This window comes from Pseudomonas sp. W15Feb9B (assembly GCF_000828175.1).
Classification (GTDB): Bacteria; Pseudomonadota; Gammaproteobacteria; order Pseudomonadales; family Pseudomonadaceae; genus Aquipseudomonas; species Aquipseudomonas parakoreensis.
Window position 1 is genome coordinate 94,327 of record NZ_JTKF01000035.1, and the last position, 16,713, is coordinate 111,039.

At 60.8% G+C, this 16,713-nt stretch carries 17 protein-coding genes; 10 read left to right on the top strand and 7 right to left on the bottom strand.

Translation table 11 applies throughout. The features are described from left to right. Window positions 1–148: 148 nt before the first annotated feature. The 4 genes from OC71_RS18185 to OC71_RS18200 are packed head-to-tail and all read right to left on the bottom strand — an operon-like array spanning window position 149 to window position 2,996. Entirely contained in the window at window positions 149–886 is a 738-nt protein-coding gene (locus OC71_RS18185) for an amino acid ABC transporter ATP-binding protein (protein ID WP_041072039.1), read from the bottom strand. Continuing rightward, window positions 873–1,523 carry an amino acid ABC transporter permease gene (locus OC71_RS18190; protein WP_041072041.1) on the bottom strand — a complete coding sequence of 217 codons (651 nt, stop codon included), beginning with the start codon at window positions 1,521–1,523 and terminating at the stop codon, window positions 873–875. The genes OC71_RS18185 and OC71_RS18190 overlap by 14 nt, the downstream gene beginning before the upstream one ends. Further along, complete coding sequence (locus OC71_RS18195; RefSeq protein ID WP_041072042.1) at window positions 1,520–2,188, bottom strand: amino acid ABC transporter permease; 669 nt, start codon at window positions 2,186–2,188, stop codon at window positions 1,520–1,522. Before OC71_RS18195 ends, OC71_RS18190 begins: the two co-directional genes overlap by 4 nt. 22 nt (window positions 2,189–2,210) lie before the next feature. Continuing rightward, on the bottom strand, window positions 2,211–2,996 hold the full coding sequence (locus OC71_RS18200; RefSeq protein ID WP_041072044.1) for a transporter substrate-binding domain-containing protein: 786 nt from the start codon (window positions 2,994–2,996) through the stop codon (window positions 2,211–2,213). Window positions 2,997–3,253: 257 nt separating this feature from the next. Between OC71_RS18200 and OC71_RS18205 the strand changes: the two genes are divergently transcribed. From OC71_RS18205 to OC71_RS18230, 6 genes are all read left to right on the top strand, one after another. Further along, the gene (locus OC71_RS18205) at window positions 3,254–3,961 is read left to right on the top strand and encodes a FadR/GntR family transcriptional regulator (RefSeq protein ID WP_041072046.1); all 708 of its coding nucleotides are present in this window, start codon (window positions 3,254–3,256) and stop codon (window positions 3,959–3,961) included. Window positions 3,962–4,081: 120 nt separating this feature from the next. Then, window positions 4,082–4,411 carry a thioredoxin TrxA gene (gene trxA, locus OC71_RS18210; protein ID WP_003206727.1) on the top strand — a complete coding sequence of 110 codons (330 nt, stop codon included), beginning with the start codon at window positions 4,082–4,084 and terminating at the stop codon, window positions 4,409–4,411. A gap of 248 nt (window positions 4,412–4,659) precedes the next feature. Further along, window positions 4,660–5,919 (top strand): transcription termination factor Rho, encoded by a 1,260-nt coding sequence (rho, locus tag OC71_RS18215; protein ID WP_003229334.1) that lies wholly within the window; start codon window positions 4,660–4,662, stop codon window positions 5,917–5,919. 192 nt (window positions 5,920–6,111) lie between these two features. Further along, window positions 6,112–8,112: an acyltransferase family protein gene (locus tag OC71_RS18220; RefSeq protein WP_041072050.1), complete on the top strand. Its 2,001-nt coding sequence runs from the start codon at window positions 6,112–6,114 to the stop codon at window positions 8,110–8,112. A gap of 69 nt (window positions 8,113–8,181) precedes the next feature. Further along, window positions 8,182–9,648 (top strand): 4-hydroxy-3-polyprenylbenzoate decarboxylase, encoded by a 1,467-nt coding sequence (gene ubiD / locus OC71_RS18225; protein WP_007968427.1) that lies wholly within the window; start codon window positions 8,182–8,184, stop codon window positions 9,646–9,648. Further along, window positions 9,648–10,616 carry a CDP-6-deoxy-delta-3,4-glucoseen reductase gene (locus OC71_RS18230; RefSeq protein ID WP_041072054.1) on the top strand — a complete coding sequence of 323 codons (969 nt, stop codon included), beginning with the start codon at window positions 9,648–9,650 and terminating at the stop codon, window positions 10,614–10,616. The genes ubiD and OC71_RS18230 overlap by 1 nt, the downstream gene beginning before the upstream one ends. Window positions 10,617–10,625: 9 nt before the next feature. Here OC71_RS18230 and OC71_RS18235 read toward each other — a convergent pair whose 3' ends face one another. Beyond that, complete coding sequence (locus OC71_RS18235; protein WP_041072056.1) at window positions 10,626–11,099, bottom strand: hypothetical protein; 474 nt, start codon at window positions 11,097–11,099, stop codon at window positions 10,626–10,628. A 353-nt stretch (window positions 11,100–11,452) separates the two neighbouring features. On the opposite strand from OC71_RS18235, the gene OC71_RS18240 reads away from it, so the two are divergent. Continuing rightward, window positions 11,453–12,121: a gamma-glutamylcyclotransferase gene (locus tag OC71_RS18240; RefSeq protein ID WP_041072057.1), complete on the top strand. Its 669-nt coding sequence runs from the start codon at window positions 11,453–11,455 to the stop codon at window positions 12,119–12,121. On the opposite strand, the gene glpT is transcribed toward OC71_RS18240, so the two are convergent. Then, window positions 12,097–13,446, bottom strand: a complete 1,350-nt coding sequence (gene glpT / locus OC71_RS18245; RefSeq protein WP_003229323.1) for a glycerol-3-phosphate transporter — start codon at window positions 13,444–13,446, stop codon at window positions 12,097–12,099. The two genes, OC71_RS18240 and glpT, sit on opposite strands and share 25 nt — an antisense overlap. 226 nt (window positions 13,447–13,672) lie before the next feature. Here glpT and OC71_RS18250 point away from each other — a divergent pair, with 226 nt between their 5' ends. Both OC71_RS18250 and OC71_RS18255 read left to right on the top strand, forming a co-directional pair. Next, window positions 13,673–14,302: a hypothetical protein gene (locus OC71_RS18250; protein ID WP_041072059.1), complete on the top strand. Its 630-nt coding sequence runs from the start codon at window positions 13,673–13,675 to the stop codon at window positions 14,300–14,302. A 177-nt stretch (window positions 14,303–14,479) separates the two neighbouring features. Further along, window positions 14,480–15,094 (top strand): energy transducer TonB, encoded by a 615-nt coding sequence (locus OC71_RS18255; protein WP_041072061.1) that lies wholly within the window; start codon window positions 14,480–14,482, stop codon window positions 15,092–15,094. A gap of 82 nt (window positions 15,095–15,176) precedes the next feature. Here the strand turns inward: OC71_RS18255 and OC71_RS18260 are convergent, their stop codons facing one another. Further along, window positions 15,177–16,154 (bottom strand): NADPH:quinone oxidoreductase family protein, encoded by a 978-nt coding sequence (locus tag OC71_RS18260; RefSeq protein WP_041072063.1) that lies wholly within the window; start codon window positions 16,152–16,154, stop codon window positions 15,177–15,179. A 150-nt stretch (window positions 16,155–16,304) separates the two neighbouring features. Here OC71_RS18260 and OC71_RS18265 point away from each other — a divergent pair, with 150 nt between their 5' ends. Beyond that, window positions 16,305–16,712 (top strand): flagellar basal body-associated protein FliL, encoded by a 408-nt coding sequence (locus OC71_RS18265; RefSeq protein ID WP_027610485.1) that lies wholly within the window; start codon window positions 16,305–16,307, stop codon window positions 16,710–16,712. Window position 16,713: the final 1 nt, after the last annotated feature.

Here is a 16,713-nt window from a genome sequence, read left to right on the forward strand (position 1 = left end):
TCTGTGGCGAGGGAGCTTGCTCCCGCTGGGCTGCGAAGCGGCCCTCAAGCCATTCACCTCGAGATTCAGGTAAATCGCGGTCGGCGGCTTTCACGACTGCTGCGCAGCCGAGCGGGAGCAAGCTCCCTCGCCACAGGAGCGTGCCGGCTCAGTTGGCGGCTTCAACGGTGCCAATGAAATTCGCCAGCTCCGCCGTCTGCGGGTTGGCAAACAACACCTTCGGATCCCCCACTTCATGCACCTTGCCATGGTGCATGAACACCAGTTTGTCGCCGACCTCCCGGGCGAAACGCATTTCGTGGGTGACCATGATCAGCGTCATGCCTTCTTTCGCCAGTTGGCGCACCACGGCCAGCACTTCATTGACCAGTTCCGGGTCCAGCGCCGAGGTGATCTCGTCGCACAGCAGCACTTTCGGCGACATTGCCAGCGCCCGGGCAATTGCCACGCGCTGTTGCTGCCCGCCAGACAACCGATCCGGGAAGGCGTCGAACTTCTCCCCCAGGCCGACGCGTTCGAGCATCTTGCGCGCCAGTTCGGCCGCCCTGGCCTTCGGTACTTTCTGCACCACTTGCGGGGCGAGCATCACGTTTTCGCCGACGGTCAGGTGCGGGAACAGGTTGAACTGCTGGAACACCATGCCGACTTTCTGCCGCAGGCTGCGCAGGTCGGCGCGGGCGGCGTCGAGGTACTCGCCGTCGACCTCGATTACCCCGTCATTGATCGACTCCAGGCCGTTGAGGGTGCGCAGCAGGGTCGATTTGCCCGAGCCGCTGCGGCCGATGATCGCCACCACCTGGCCTTCCTCGACGCTCAGGTCGATGCCTTTGAGCACGTGGTGATCGCCGTAGTATTTATGCAGGGCGGAAATTCTAAGCAGAGGCATGCAGTCTCCTTTCCAGGTAGCGCGCACTGAGCGACAAGGGGTAGCAGAGCAGGAAGTAGCCGAGGGCGACGAGGCCGTAGACCATGAACGGTTCGAACGTGGCGTTGGCGAGCATGCCGCCGGTCTTGGTCAGCTCGGTGAAACCGATGATCGAGGTCACCGCCGTGCCTTTGACCACTTGCACCGAGAAGCCCACGGTCGGCGCCACCGCGATGCGCAACGCCTGCGGCAGGATCACGTAGCGCAGTTGCTCCAGCGGATTCAGCGCCAGGCTCGATGACGCTTCCCACTGACCGTGAGGGATCGCTTCGACGCAACCGCGCCAGATCTCCGCCAGATAGGCGCTGGTAAACAGCGTCAGGGCAATCGCCGCGGCCATCCACGGCGAAATTTCGATCCCGGCCAGCGCCACGCCGAAGAACACCAGGAACAGCTGCATCAGCAGCGGAGTGCCCTGGAACAGTTCGATCCAGGTGCGGGCAATGTTGCTCGGCAACGGGTTTTTCGAGATGCGCATGACCAGAATCAGCAACCCGACGATCCCGCCACCGATGAACGCCACCAGCGACAGCGCCAGCGTCCACTGCAGGCCGGTGAGCAGGTTGCGCAGGATGTCCCAGAAGGTGAAGTCGCTCATCGGCTGCTCCTCGCGATATAGCGGCGGCCGACCCAGTTCAGCAACTGGCGGATCAGCAGCGCCATGCACAGGTAAATCAGCGTGGTCAGCGCGTAGGTTTCAAAGGCGCGGAAGTTGCGCGACTGAATGAAGTTGGCAGCGAAACTCAGCTCCTCAGTGGCGATCTGCGAACACACCGCCGAGCCGAGCATGACGATGATGATCTGGCTACTCAGTGCCGGCCAGACCTTGCCCAGCGCCGGCAGCAGGACCACGTGGCGGAACGCTTCGAAACGGCTCATCGCCAGTGCGGCGGCGGCTTCCAGTTGCCCGCGCGGAATCGCCTGAATGCCCGCGCGGATGATCTCGGTCGAGTACGCGCCGAGGTTGATCACCATCGCCAGCACCGCTGCCTGCCACTCGGAAATCTGCACCCCAAGCGACGGCAGGCCGAAAAAGATGAAGAATAACTGCACCAGAAATGGCGTGTTGCGGATCAACTCGACGTAGACGCCGAAGAGTGCCGAGAACGGGCGAATGTTCCACGCCCGCACCAGCGCGCCGACGATGCCCACGCCGACGCCGAGCACTGCGCCAATCGCCGTCAGTTCCAGGGTGAACAGAGCGCCGCGCAGCAGCAGGTCGGTGTTTTGCACCACCGGCATGAAATCGAACTGATAAGCCATCAATTGTCTCCCGCGCGATCGATCAGAGGTCGGCCGGCAGCGGCTCTTTGAGCCAGGTCTGCGAGTTTTTCTCCAGCGCGCCGTCGGCCTTGGCGGTGGCGAGGATCTCGTTGACCTTGCCCAGCAGCGCGGGCTCGTTCTTGTTTACGCCGACGTAGACCGGCGAATCCTTGAGCTTCACTTTCAGCGCCGGAACGCGTTTCGGGTTCTTCTCGCTGATCGCCACCATCACCACGTTGCCGCTGGCGATCAGGTCGACTTGCCCTGCGAGGTAAGCGGCGATGGTCGAGTTGTTGTCCTCGAAGCGCTTGATGGTCACGCCTTCGGGGGCGACCTTGGTCAGCTCGATGTCTTCGATGGCGCCACGGGTGACACTGATGGTCTTGCCCTTGAGGTCGTCGAGCGTGTTGACGGTGGCATCAGGCGGGCCAAACACCGCGAGGTAGAACGGCGCGTAGGCGTGGGAGAAGTCGATGACTTTCTCGCGCTCCGGGTTCTTGCCGAGGCTGGAGATCACCAGATCGACCTTGCCGGTGGTGAGGAACGGGATGCGGTTGGTGCTGTTGACCGGGGTCAGTTCGAGTTTGACCTTAAGTTGATCAGCCAGCAGCTTCGCCGTGTCGATATCCAGGCCACGGGGTTTCATGTCCGGGCCGACCGAGCCGAATGGCGGGAAGTCCTGAGGCACGGCGACTTTCAGTGTGCCGCGTTTGACCACGTCTTCCAGGCCATCGGCGTGGGCGGGGATCTGGCTCAGCATCAGGCTGGAAAACAGAGCGGCGAGGAGGGCTCGGTAACGCAGGGTCATGGCAAATCTCCGGATCGACGGGAAGTGATTTCTGCGATCGGACAGAGCACGGGCCGTGCCAATACCCGGATTTATCCCCGGCAGGCCGCGGGTTTGCCGGGTTTATTCGGTCTTACTGGTCTGAACAGTCAGGTTGTTTTTCGCACCCCGATGGCGCACCGGCAGCGGGCGCCGAACCCCGCTGGGGCACGACTTGCCGGATCCGGCGAATAGCTTTACAACTAGCCGCACCTTGGTCTGGCTCGTCTGAAAAAACCATGAACTCGATCTCCCGCGCCGTACCTGAAGTGGCGCTACAAGCCATTCGCAAACTGATCACCGAGCAGGGTTTCGGTGCGGGCGATGCGTTGCCGTCGCAGCGGGATCTGGCGGTGCAACTGGGGGTCAGCCGGGCGTCATTGCGTGAGGCGTTGTCATCGCTCAGTGCGCTGGGCGTGGTCAGCATCCAGCCGGGCAAAGGCGTGTTCGTGCAGGCACCGGTGGACATTGCGCCGGGTGACCATGCGCCGGGCTGGCCGTTCGCGGCGCAGGCTTCGCCGCTGGACATCTTTCAGTTGCGCTATGCGCTGGAGGGTTTTGCCGCCGGGCTGGCGGCGGTGACCTTGAGCACGATCGATCTGGATGCGCTGGAGGACAACGTTGCGGCGATGCGCGAGCAATTGAAGGCGGGGGACTTCGAGGCTGCGGCGAAACTCGACTTCGAATTCCACCGGCGCATTCTGTTGGCCAGCGGCAATCAGGCGATGCTGAGCATCCTCACCGCCAGCGCCGAGATCTTTCTGGAGAGCCAGAAGCTACCGTTCATCCGCGCCGAACGGGCGATGGAAACCTGGCAGGAACACCGCAAGATCCTCCGCGCACTGGCCCGCCGGGCATCCGCAGCAGCCCAGAAAGCCATGCAGGAGCACGTGCGCAACGCGGCGCTGCGCACCGGGATCGCCTTCATCGCCCCCGCCGCCGCGTGACTTGGGCTATACCCAGACTCATGGGGCGCCATAGCAAGACTCAATCAACTGCGGCTTCCTGAACAAGGGAAGGGCGGATATGATGGGCCACGTTTTTTTGCTTACAACCTGGAGAATTCCATGAGCAGCGATCTGATCAAACACGTTAGCGACGCCAGCTTCGAAGCCGACGTACTCAAGGCCGAAGGCGCTGTACTGGTCGACTACTGGGCTGAATGGTGCGGCCCTTGCAAAATGATCGCTCCGGTTCTGGACGAGATTGCCGAGACCTACAAAGGCAAGCTGACCGTTGCCAAACTGAACATCGACGAAAACCAGGAAACCCCGGCCAAGCACGGCGTGCGTGGTATCCCGACGCTGATGCTGTTCAAGAACGGCAACGTTGAAGCGACCAAAGTTGGCGCCCTGTCGAAGTCGCAACTGGCTGCTTTCCTCGACGCCAACATCTAAGCGTCGCTGTAAATCGCCGAAAAAAAGCCTCGCAATTTGCGGGGCTTTTTGCGTATTCAGGGCTAGACGCTCCGAAACTCAGGTGGTACATTCGGCCCCGCACTGGTTTCTCCACTGCCCCCTGCTAGCCGTCGCCGACGCACTCCTTTTCGAACAAGTTCGCGATCCTGTCGCCTTCTCCGCGGCGCGGCCTCATTAAGCCAAAAGCTTAATTTCCCCCCCTCCATAAATGATTACGTCATTCCTATATGAATCTGACTGAACTCAAGCAAAAGCCGATTACCGAACTGCTCGAATTGGCCGAACAGATGGGCATAGAAAATATGGCCCGTTCGCGCAAGCAGGACGTGATTTTCTCCCTGCTGAAAAAGCACGCGAAAAGCGGCGAGGAAATCTCCGGTGATGGCGTGCTGGAGATTCTCCAGGACGGCTTCGGCTTCCTGCGCTCCGCTGACGCTTCCTACCTCGCCGGCCCGGACGATATCTACGTCTCGCCGAGCCAGATCCGTCGTTTCAACTTGCGCACCGGTGACACCATCGTTGGCAAGATCCGCCCTCCAAAGGAAGGCGAGCGTTACTTCGCTCTGCTCAAGGTCGACACGATCAACTTCGATCGTCCGGAGAACGCGAAGAACAAGATTCTCTTCGAGAACCTGACCCCGCTGTTCCCGACCGTGCGCATGAAGATGGAGGCCGGTAACGGTTCCACCGAAGACTTGACCGGTCGTGTGATCGACCTGTGCGCCCCGATCGGCAAAGGCCAGCGTGGTCTGATCGTTGCACCGCCGAAGGCCGGTAAAACGATCATGCTGCAGAACATTGCCGCGAACATCGCGCGTAACAATCCTGAAGTTCACCTGATCGTGCTGTTGATCGACGAGCGTCCGGAAGAAGTGACCGAAATGCAGCGCACCGTGCGCGGCGAAGTGGTTGCCTCGACCTTCGACGAACCGCCGACCCGTCACGTGCAGGTTGCCGAAATGGTGATCGAGAAGGCCAAGCGCCTGGTCGAACACAAGAAGGACGTGGTGATCCTGCTCGACTCCATCACCCGTCTGGCCCGTGCCTACAACACCGTGATCCCGAGCTCCGGCAAGGTGCTGACCGGTGGTGTCGATGCTCACGCCCTGGAGAAACCGAAACGTTTCTTCGGTGCTGCGCGCAACATCGAAGAAGGCGGCTCGCTGACCATTATCGCCACCGCGCTGGTTGAAACCGGTTCGAAGATGGACGAAGTGATCTACGAAGAGTTCAAGGGTACCGGCAACATGGAGCTGCCTCTGGATCGCAAGATCGCCGAGAAGCGTGTGTTCCCGGCTATCAACATCAACCGCTCCGGCACCCGCCGCGAAGAGTTGCTGACCGCCGATGACGAACTGCAGCGCATGTGGATCCTGCGCAAGCTGCTGCACCCGATGGACGAAGTGGCGGCCATCGAGTTCCTGGTCGACAAGCTGAAAACGACCAAGACCAACGACGAGTTCTTCCTGTCGATGAAACGCAAGTAACATCGCCTGTTGAAGCGGAAAAAGGCGCCCTCGCGGGGGCGCCTTTTTTTTGCATGAAATTTGTCCCGGCAATGAGCGATTCCTGATCTGTTAAGGTCTGTGATCGGGCAATACAACCAGCAGCGCTCTCGAGCCTCTTTATTCAAACTCGCGCTGTACAAAAAACAACCACCTGATTGGCATTAAAGATTTATGAGCACACTCGCTTATCGAAGGGATATCGACGGCCTGCGCGCAGTCGCAGTGATCGCCGTGGTGCTGTTCCACTTTGGTGTTCCGGGGTTTACCGGCGGTTTTGTCGGCGTGGACGTGTTCTTCGTGATCTCCGGTTACCTCATCACCTCGATCATCTGGAACCAGCGTCAGGCCGGGCGTTTCAGTTTCGTCGAGTTCTGGGCGCGGCGTGCGCGGCGGATTCTGCCGGCGCTGTTCGCGATGATCATTGCGGTGCTGGCGGTGGGCTGGTTCCTGCTGGCGCCCAAGGACTACGAAGAGCTGGGGCGTTCGGTGCGCTATCAGGTGACGTTTGTCTCGAACATCCTGTTCATGCGCCAGGACGGCTACTTCGACGTCGCCTCTGACCTGAAACCGCTGCTCCATACCTGGTCACTGGCGGTGGAAGAGCAGTTCTACATCTTCTTCCCGCTGCTGCTGACGTTGCTCTCGAGCCGGTTGAAACACTGGCGGCTGGCGCTGTTCGGCGTGCTGCTGGTGTCGTTCGGGCTGAGTGTGTGGGCGATCCAGCATCATCCGGAAAAGGCTTTCTTCCTGTTGCCGATGCGTGCCTGGGAGTTGCTCGCCGGGGCGATGCTGGCGATTGCGCCGAAACACGCCTGGCGTTTGAAACCGCTGGCCGCCCAGGCCTTGAGCCTGCTGGGCATGGGGTTGATCCTGCTGGCAGTGTTCGTCTACGACAAGTCGACGCCGTTCCCGGGAGCGACCGCGCTGCTGCCGGTGCTGGGCGTGGTGCTGCTGATTCTGGCCAACGGTCATCGCGAAACGCTGGTTGGTCAATTGTTGAGCAGTCGGGTGATGGTCGGCCTCGGCCTGATTTCCTATTCCTGGTACTTGTGGCACTGGCCGGTGTTCGTGTTTTCCAGCTACGCCAGCGTCGATGAGCCGGGCGCGCTCGATACGGCCGGGTTGATCCTGCTGACCCTGGTGCTGGGTTATCTGTCGTGGAAATTCGTCGAAACGCCGTTCCGCGAACGGCGTTTGCTCGCCGGTCGTCGGCAGATTCTGCTCGCCGGTTTCTGCGGCATCCTGGTGCTCGGTCTGGCCGGGCAATCGCTGCGCTGGACCGATGGCCTGCCATGGCGCCTGTCCGAGCAGGCGCTGCAATACGCCAAGGGGCGCGAGTGGCGGCCGGAGCTGATGGCGTGTCTGGCGGATGACAAGACCCCGGACGACAAGCTGTTCTGCCATTACGGCATGACGGACCTGCCGAGCCGCGCCATGGTCTGGGGCGACAGTCACGCCACGGCGCTGATCCCGGTGTTCGATGACGGTGCCAAAGCTCACGGTGTCAGCGTGATTCTGGCCAGTTCTCCGGGTTGCATTCCGGTCGATGGGCTGGAGCATGACGGGGTTTGTGCACGCTTCAACAAGCGGGTCGAGCAGGGGCTGAAAACCCAGGCGATCAGCGATGTAGTGCTGGTCGCGCGTTGGAGTCTGTATTTGTACGGTGACGCCAAGGGCGATCTGGGCCATGTGCTGCGAACGCCCGATGGCCGCTATGATCGTGCCGATGCCGAGCGGCGCTTTGCCGAGGGGCTGCATGCGCGGGTCACACAATTGCGGGCGGCCGGGCATCGCGTATGGCTGGTGAAAGAGGCGCCGTTGCAGGCGTTCAGCCCGCCGTATCGGCTGACGCGGCTGGCGATGCTCGATCGTCCGGTGGATGACGTCGGACTGGCCGTCGAGGCGCACCACAAGCGTCAGGTGTTCATCAGTCAGTTGTTCGCGCAGTTGGCGCAGGAGGATCCGGCGGTGCGCGTGGTCGATCCGGCGCCGCGACTGTGTGATGAAAACGGCCTGTGCCACGCCGAACTCGGCGGCTACTCGCTGTACACCGATGACAATCACCTGTCCGAAGTCGGTGCGCGGTTTGTGGCGCCGATCCTTGAGCCGCTGTTTATCGGCCTGCAAGCCCGGGAAAACCTTGGCAAAGCGCAGACGAATGCAGCCAAGTAAGCAGCGACAGGCTGCCACAGGGCTGCATAGCAGGTAGGATGTACGCCTATTTTGAGGGTGCCATCGTCAATGAAATTCAAGGATCTTCGGGATTTCGTGCAGCAGCTTGAGCAGCGCGGAGAGTTGAAACGCATCCAGATTCCCGTCTCGCCGGTGCTGGAAATGACTGAAGTGTGCGACCGCACACTGCGGGCCAAGGGCCCGGCCCTGCTGTTCGAGAAACCCACCGGCTACGACATTCCGGTGCTCGGCAACCTGTTCGGCACCCCTGAGCGGGTGGCGATGGGCATGGGTGCCGAGTCGGTCAGCGAACTGCGCGAAATCGGCAAGCTGCTGGCCTTCCTCAAGGAGCCGGAGCCGCCGAAGGGCTTGAAGGACGCGTGGTCGAAGCTGCCGATCTTCCGCAAGATCATTTCGATGGCACCGAAAGTCGTCAAGGACGCGGTGTGCCAGGAAGTGGTTATCGAAGGTGACGACGTCGACCTGGCGATGCTGCCGGTGCAGACCTGCTGGCCCGGCGACGTCGGTCCGCTGATCACCTGGGGCCTGACCGTCACCAAGGGCCCGAACAAGGAGCGCCAGAACCTCGGTATTTACCGTCAGCAAGTGATCGGCCGCAACAAGGTGATCATGCGCTGGCTCAGCCACCGTGGCGGTGCGCTGGACTTCCGTGAGTGGTGCGAGAAGCATCCGGGCCAGCCGTTCCCGGTCTCCGTGGCGCTGGGCGCCGACCCTGCGACCATTCTCGGCGCCGTGACGCCGGTGCCGGACAGTCTCTCCGAATACGCTTTCGCCGGCCTGTTGCGCGGCAATCGCACCGAGCTGGTCAAGTGCCGTGGCAACGACCTGCAAGTGCCGGCCACTGCCGAAATCATCCTCGAAGGCGTGATCCATCCGGGCGAAATGGCCGATGAAGGCCCGTACGGCGACCACACCGGTTACTACAACGAAGTCGACAGCTTCCCGGTGTTCACCGTCGAGCGCATCACCCACCGGATCAAACCGATCTACCACAGCACCTACACCGGCCGTCCACCGGATGAACCGGCAATTCTCGGCGTGGCGCTGAATGAAGTGTTCGTGCCGATCCTGCAAAAGCAATTCCCGGAGATCACCGACTTCTACCTGCCGCCGGAAGGCTGCTCGTACCGCATGGCCGTGGTGACGATGAAGAAGTCGTATCCGGGGCATGCCAAGCGCGTGATGCTCGGTGTCTGGTCGTTTTTGCGACAGTTCATGTACACCAAGTTCGTTATCGTCACTGACGACGATATCAATGCCCGCGACTGGAACGACGTGATCTGGGCCATCACCACGCGCATGGACCCCAAGCGCGACACGGTGATGATCGACAACACGCCGATCGACTACCTCGACTTCGCCTCGCCGGTCTCGGGCCTGGGCTCGAAAATGGGCCTGGATGCCACCCACAAGTGGCCGGGCGAAACCACTCGCGAGTGGGGCCGCGTAATCGTCAAGGACGACGCCGTCACCCAGCGGATCGATGCCATCTGGAATCAGTTAGGAATAGATTGATGCGTGTAACCCTGCAGCCCTCCGGAGCGGTGCTTGAGATACGGCCCGGTGAGCGGATTCTCGATGGTGCGCGGCGCCTGGGCTACGACTGCCCGCAAAGCTGCCGCAACGGCAATTGCCACGTGTGTGCGGCGCTGCTGGTGGAAGGCCGGGTCGAACAGGCCGGCAAGGTGCAGGACCACGGCGAGTTCTACACTTGCATAGCCGAGCCGCTGGAAGACTGCGTCCTGCTGTGGGATGGCGTGCTCGCGCTGGGAGAACTGCCGGTGCGCAGCCTGTCGTGTCAGGTCATCGAATGCCGGGACGTCGGCGGCGACACCTGGCGCGTGCGCCTGCGTGCGCCGGCCGGCAAGCCACCGCGTTATCACGCCGGGCAGTACCTGATGATCGAGCGCGAGAACGGTGAAAAGTCAGCGTTCTCCATGGCCTCGGCACCGCACGGCGGACGGGATCTGGAAATCCACGTGCTGGCCCGTGAGGCCAGTGCGCTGAGCCTGATCGAGCAACTGCAGCGCAACCCGCTGGTGCGCGTCGAACTGCCGTTCGGCGACACCCACCTCGCCGAATTGCCTGACGGGCCGCTGGTGCTGATCGCCGCCGGCACCGGCATGGGCCAGATTCACAGCCTGATCGAACACTGCCGCGCCAACGGCTTCAAGCACCCGGTGCATCTGTACTGGGGTGTGCGCCGCCCGGAAGATTTCTACGACATCGAGCATTGGGACGAATGGCTGAAGCTGCCCAATCTGTTCCTGCACAAAGTGGTCAGCGACCAGTGCGGTTGGGAAGGGCGCTGCGGGATGTTGCACCAGGCCGTGTGCGAGGACTTCGCCGATCTGAAGGCCCTGCACGTCTACGCCAGCGGCTCGCCGGCGATGGTCTACGGCACGCTGGATGCGCTGGTGGAAGCGGGCATGGATGCGCACCAGATGCGCGCGGACGTATTTGCCTACGCGCCGCGATCTTGAGCCCCGTCCCTAGAAACGTACACCGCTAGTCACCATCGCCGCATTGGCGCCGAGAAACACCAGCTCGGCAGCCAATGGGCCGTAGTGAGTCCCGACGGACGGAATGATCACTGGCGCAACGCCATAGCGGTTCAACGGGATCTTGTCCTTGTAATCACCGCGATAACCCTGCAACAGCCCGCCCGTGACTTTCAAATACACCGGATACTCAGGGCTGTCATAGCGCTTGCCGGCATAGGCGTAGTTCGAGCGCTGGCGGAACGAGTTACGGAAAGTTGCCCCGCCAAAGACCCAGCCCGAAGCCTGATTGCGTTCGATGCCGATCAAGTCCTGATGATTATTGTGCTCGGGGTCAGGCGAATAATGTCGGGTGTAGACGCTGGTCTGGGCATACCAGAAGCCCGTGTCCTGCGCATCGTCCGCGGCCAAAGCATGGCCGGTCTGAGTCATCAGCAATACGGTCAGAAGTCTTGGGATGTTCATTGTGCAGCCTCGGTTAAACGGGATGGCTTGCGCCAGAGGAAGGCCGTTATACGTAGGCGTTCAGCGACGGAGAAGAAAGAAAGTCCGACATTCTAGTAGGAAGTTTCCCGCGCCTTCATGAACGAAACCTGAACAAGCGAAGGCTTATGCATATTTCATTCGGGTATTTAAGATATTGCTGCAAGGGTATTAGGCTATATAAAACCGGATAACCGGGCAGATGATCCCGCATTATCGTTGTCAGGCGGGTCATACATCCTTTAGCACTTTTCGTTTTACAGTTACTGCTATATGTTCTATCAAGCGAATTGTGCTTACATCTTGTAATACTTGCGGGGCCGAACACTTCCGTCATGACAGCCATTGAATCTGCTTTTGTGAATCTGGCTTACCCTCCGCGGCTCGATCTGGGGCCGCAGCTGACCCACGAACAACTTCTCGTCTCGATGCAATCGACCATGGCGCGCCACAAGGGTGGGCCGGTGTGGCTGTTTGCTTACGGCTCGCTGATCTGGCGCCCGGAGTGCACGGCGGTAGAGCGGGTGCGCGGGCGAGTCCACGGTTACCATCGCGGCTTGTACCTGTGGTCGCATGAGCATCGTGGAACGCCGGAAATGCCCGGGCTGGTGTTCGGTCTGGATCGTGGCGGTTCATGCAGCGGCTTCGCCTATCGGCTGCCGGAAGAGAATCTCGACGCTGCGCTGTACGCGCTGTGGAAACGCGAGATGCCGTTCCCGTCCTATCGCCCGCACTGGCTGAACTGCCGGCTCGAAGATGGCAGTCAGGTTCAGGCGTTGGGGTTTGTTCTGGAGCGACACCTGCCCAGCTATGCCGGCAACTTGCCGGATCATGTGCTGAGTCAGGTGTTCGAAAGCGCTTGCGGGCGCTACGGCACCACTCGCGATTATGTCGAGCAGACCGCCCACGCCCTGCGCAGCCACGCCATGCCGGATCGAAATCTGGAGGCGCGGCTCAAGCGCTGTCAGGCAAAAGCCGATCAGGCGACGGCTTCGCGGCTCTGACTGGCGACTTGCTTGTGCCATAGCGTCGGGGCCAGGAAGGCCATCGACAGCAGGCAAGCGCCCACCAGCAGGACAAAACCACCGTCCCAGCCGAAGTGGTCAACGGTATAGCCCATTGCCGCACTCGCCGCGACCGAACCGCCCAGATAGCCGAACAGACCGGTGAAGCCTGCTGCCGTGCCGGCGGCTTTCTTCGGTGCCAGCTCCAGCGCCTGCAGACCGATCAGCATCACCGGGCCGTAGATCAGAAAACCGATCGAGAACAGCGCGATCATGTCCACGGTCGGGTTGCCGGCCGGGTTCAGCCAGTACACCAGCGTCGCCACGGTCACGAGTGCCATGAACACCATGCCGGTCAGGCCACGGTTGCCACGGAAGATCTTGTCCGACATCCAGCCGCACAGCAGCGTGCCCGGAATGCCCGCCCACTCGTAGAAGAAGTAAGCCCACGAAGTCTTGTCGACGTCGAAGTGCTTGGCTTCTTTCAGGTAGGTCGGCGCCCAGTCCAGTACGCCGTAGCGCAGCAGGTAGACGAAAACGTTGGCCATGGCGATGTACCAGAGCATTTTGTTGCGCAGCACGTATTTGACGAAGATTTCCTTGGCGCTGAATTCGTCTTCGTGGCTGGCGTCGTAGCCTTCCGGGTAATCGTTCTTGTACTTCTCGATCGGCGGCAGGCCGACCGATTGCGGGGTGTCGCGCATGGTGATGAAGGCAAACACCGCTACGCCCAGCGCTACCGCTGCCGGGACGTAGAACGCTGCGTGCCAGTCATTGAACAGGCCCATGCCGATCAGGAACAGCGGGCCGATCAGACCGCCGCCGACGTTATGCGCCACGTTCCACACCGAGACCACGCCGCCCCGTTCCTTCTGCGACCACCAGTGCACCATGGTGCGCCCGCTCGGCGGCCAGCCCATGCCCTGGGCCCAGCCGTTGATGAACAGCAGGATGAACATCATGGTCACGCTGGACGTCGCCCACGGCGCGAAACCGAAAATGAACATCACCCCGGCCGACACCAGCAAGCCGAACGGCAGGAAATAACGCGGGTTGGAACGGTCGGAGACCAGGCCCATCAGGAACTTGGACAGACCGTAGGCGATGGCAATGGCCGACATCGCCAGACCCAGATCGCCACGGCTGTAGCCCTCGTCGATCAGGTACGGCATGGCCAGCGAGAAGTTTTTGCGCAGCAGGTAGTAACCCGCGTAGCCAAAGAAGATACCGGCGAAGATCTGCCAGCGCAGGCGTCGGTAAGTACTGTCTATTTTTTCTTCAGGCAATGGAGCCTGATGTGCGGCAGGACGAAAGAAAGCAAACATTCAAGAGCTCCAGATTTCTTGTTTTGACTGCGGATGCGAATGTTACAGTTTCGTTACCGAAAATAGCACCGGTTCGCATCGGCAAAACAGCGGAAAATGTTGGAAGTCGCATGTTCTTTTACGAACCTGTCGCTCAGCTGTAAAAACAGGACGTTTTCACCACTTATCAACAGGGTGTGGCATAGACTCGCGGCCCGTTCAGCCAATTGATCAGCAGAGATAGGAAATGGCCCTGAAGGTTCGCATGTTGGTGCCGAGGTTCTTGGTGGCGGCGGGGCTCGCCGTTGTGCTGCTGACATTGATCGTCACCGATCATCCTTCTCATTCCGGCCTGCGCAACGCTACGGTGCTGATCATCCGTCATGCGGAAAAACCGGATACAGGATCGGTGCTCAATGCCCGAGGCGAGCAACGCGCGGCCGCCTACGTCGACTATTTCAATCCGCTGAAACTCGACGGCCAGACACTCACGCCCCAGCGTTTGATCGCTGCCGGCGACACCCCGGAGAGTTCGCGCTCGCGCCTGACCCTGACCCCGCTGGCCCAACGCCTGAACCTCGCGATCGAGCAGCCCTACGTCAATGGCGATCTGCATCAATTGGTCAAACTGTTGCGCAAGAGCAATCAGGCGCAAACGGTGCTGATCGCCTGGCACCACGGCCACATCAATAAACTGCTCAAGGCCTTTGGTGGCGATCCCACAGCGCTGATGGGCCAGGAAAGATGGCCGGATGAAGTCTTCGACTGGCTGATCGTTTTGCGCTTCGATGACAAGGGACGGCTGATTCCGTCTCGCAGCCTGAAGGTTCAGGAACATCTGTTGCCGGGGGACGCGGCAGCGACCAGCGGCGGCTAAACATCCGTCAGAAAATGTACCTGAAGCCCGTTGCGCAGGGCGTTCGCCTGTTTTCTTGTCAGGATCAGGAAATGTCCTGCATTCAATAGCGAAGCTGCGCCATTCAGTTAACAGGCAGTGCTCCGTAACCTTTCTGTTGTTGCCGGACAGGCATCTCAATCGGGAAGGGGCGAGATCATGCGGTGGTTCTTTGCTGGGCTTTTATTGACGATCTTCAGTCTTGCGCTGGCAGCGGAAGGGTTACTCATACCGGAAAACAATCCCAAGCCGATTTACCCGAAGCTGTTGCACAGGGCCGGGGTCGAAGGCGAAGTCAGGGTCAGTTTTGTCGTCAAGGCGGATGGTTCGGTCAGCGCGATCAGCATTGTGCAAAGTGATCACCCTGATCTGGCTGAGGCGGTCAAAGACGCTATAACACAGTGGAGCTTCAGGCCCTGGACGATTGAAGACGGTCGGCCTGCGGAACAGCCCGTCGTGGCGCCGATGCTCTTTCGATTGGCCAGGGACCAGCCGATCGACATCAACCAGTGGCTGAGGTCAGTAAAGTGTCGCGTCATCAATGACGGTTTCAGGAACATGCCTGAGCACGCCTGGGTCGACGCAGAAGTGTTTAATTACACCCGTGCTTACGTTTCCAACGTGATTCTCAAGAGTCAGTTGGCCGATGAACAACGTCTGGCAATCATCGCCAAGATGAATCGGCGCGTACCGATGATCGTCAGAGGCTGCCGGGAGGCCCCCATGCGGAGATACATGAGTTTTCTGCCGGGAGAGGTTCGTGAGTTGCTTTGATAACCAGCGCCGCTGAGAGTGAAGCTGTGTTGCTGCCTGGCGCGAATCGGGCCGGCTCCAAGGGGCGCCGGCCGGGAAAAACTCAGCGCACCTGCACCACCACCTTGCCCACCGCCTTGCGCTGCCCCAGATCGTTGATCGCCTGTGCCGCGTTGCTCAGCGGGTACACCTGCGACACCAGCGGTTTCAGCTTGCCTTCGGCGAACCAGCCGAACAGTTGCTGGAAGTTCGCTGCGTTGTCCTGTGGCTGGCGCTGGGCGAAGGAGCCCCAGAACACGCCGAGCACGGCTGCACCTTTGAGCAGCGCGAGGTTGACCGGCAGTTCGGGGATGCGTCCGCTGGCGAAGCCGACCACCAGCAGGCGGCCGTTCCAGGCGATGGCGCGAATGGCCTGGTCAAACAGGTCGCCGCCGACCGGGTCGTAGATCACGTCGGCGCCCTGGCCGTCGGTGAGGCGTTTGATTTCGTCCTTGAGGCTGGTTTCGCTGTAGTTGATCAGTTCATCGGCACCGGCGGCCTTGGCCACGGCGAGTTTTTCCGCGCTGCTGGCGGCGGCAATGACCCGGGCGCCCATGGCTTTGCCGATCTCCACTGCCGCCAGGCCGACGCCGCCCGAAGCGCCGAGTACCAGCAAGGTCTCGCCCGGTTGCAGGTTCCCCCGTTGCTTGAGGGCGTGCATCGAAGTGCCGTAGGTCATGCTGAACGCGGCGGCGGTGTTGAAATCCATCGACGGCGGGATCGGCAGCACGTTGTAGCCCGGCACCGCGACCTGTTCGGCGAAACTGCCCCAGCCGGTCAGGGCCATGACCCGGTCGCCCACTTTCAGATGGCTGACCTTTTCACCGACAGCACTGACCACCCCAGCCGCTTCGCCCCCGGGGGAAAACGGGAACGGCGGCTTGAACTGGTACTTGCCCTCGATGATCAGCGTGTCCGGGAAGTTGACCCCGGCGGCGTGCACCTCCAGCAAGATTTCGTTCTTCTTCGCGACAGGACTGGCGACGTCTTCCTGCACCAGCGATTCGGCAGGGCCGAAGGCTTTGCACAGCACGGCTTTCATCAGGGCTATTCCTTTGGGAGTGATGGCCGATAAGTGTAGGTATGTCAGTCAACGGGTCAACGAGCATGCCCGGCCCTGATAGTCAGCCATAAGCTTGTGCTTGCGCGGCGGGTCGTTATGCTAGGCCGCAAACCGGATAAGGAGCGAATTGTGAAAGCGTGGATCATGTTGTTGCTGGCCCTGTCTCTGCCTGTGGCAGCGCTGGCCGAAGAAGCCAAAGAAGGCGAGGCGCCGAAAGTCAATTACATCACCCTGAGCCCGCCGTTCGTGGGCAATTACGGGCTGGACGGCACGCCGAAGCTGAAGGTCTACAAGGCCGACGTGGCGCTGCGTGTGACCGGTGAAGAGGCGACCAAACTGGTCAAGGCCAACGAGCCGCTGATCCGCAATCAACTGGTGGCGCTGTTCACTCAGCAGACCACCGAGGCGATGGGCAGCATCGAAGGCAAGGAAAAGCTGCGTCAGGAAGCCCTGAAGCAGACCCAGCAAGTGATGAATGACGAGACCGGCAAGCCGGTGGTTGAAGATCTGCTGTTCAACAACCTGATCATTCAGTAAC

Coding starts and splice junctions, on each gene's coding strand:
- OC71_RS18185 (WP_041072039.1), bottom strand. CDS start 886: ATGCCTCTGCTTAGAATTTCCGCCCTGCATAAATACTACGGCGATCAC.
- OC71_RS18190 (WP_041072041.1), bottom strand. CDS start 1,523: ATGAGCGACTTCACCTTCTGGGACATCCTGCGCAACCTGCTCACCGGC.
- OC71_RS18195 (WP_041072042.1), bottom strand. CDS start 2,188: ATGGCTTATCAGTTCGATTTCATGCCGGTGGTGCAAAACACCGACCTG.
- OC71_RS18200 (WP_041072044.1), bottom strand. CDS start 2,996: ATGACCCTGCGTTACCGAGCCCTCCTCGCCGCTCTGTTTTCCAGCCTG.
- OC71_RS18205 (WP_041072046.1), top strand. CDS start 3,254: ATGAACTCGATCTCCCGCGCCGTACCTGAAGTGGCGCTACAAGCCATT.
- trxA (WP_003206727.1), top strand. CDS start 4,082: ATGAGCAGCGATCTGATCAAACACGTTAGCGACGCCAGCTTCGAAGCC.
- rho (WP_003229334.1), top strand. CDS start 4,660: ATGAATCTGACTGAACTCAAGCAAAAGCCGATTACCGAACTGCTCGAA.
- OC71_RS18220 (WP_041072050.1), top strand. CDS start 6,112: ATGAGCACACTCGCTTATCGAAGGGATATCGACGGCCTGCGCGCAGTC.
- ubiD (WP_007968427.1), top strand. CDS start 8,182: ATGAAATTCAAGGATCTTCGGGATTTCGTGCAGCAGCTTGAGCAGCGC.
- OC71_RS18230 (WP_041072054.1), top strand. CDS start 9,648: ATGCGTGTAACCCTGCAGCCCTCCGGAGCGGTGCTTGAGATACGGCCC.
- OC71_RS18235 (WP_041072056.1), bottom strand. CDS start 11,099: ATGAACATCCCAAGACTTCTGACCGTATTGCTGATGACTCAGACCGGC.
- OC71_RS18240 (WP_041072057.1), top strand. CDS start 11,453: ATGACAGCCATTGAATCTGCTTTTGTGAATCTGGCTTACCCTCCGCGG.
- glpT (WP_003229323.1), bottom strand. CDS start 13,446: ATGTTTGCTTTCTTTCGTCCTGCCGCACATCAGGCTCCATTGCCTGAA.
- OC71_RS18250 (WP_041072059.1), top strand. CDS start 13,673: ATGGCCCTGAAGGTTCGCATGTTGGTGCCGAGGTTCTTGGTGGCGGCG.
- OC71_RS18255 (WP_041072061.1), top strand. CDS start 14,480: ATGCGGTGGTTCTTTGCTGGGCTTTTATTGACGATCTTCAGTCTTGCG.
- OC71_RS18260 (WP_041072063.1), bottom strand. CDS start 16,154: ATGAAAGCCGTGCTGTGCAAAGCCTTCGGCCCTGCCGAATCGCTGGTG.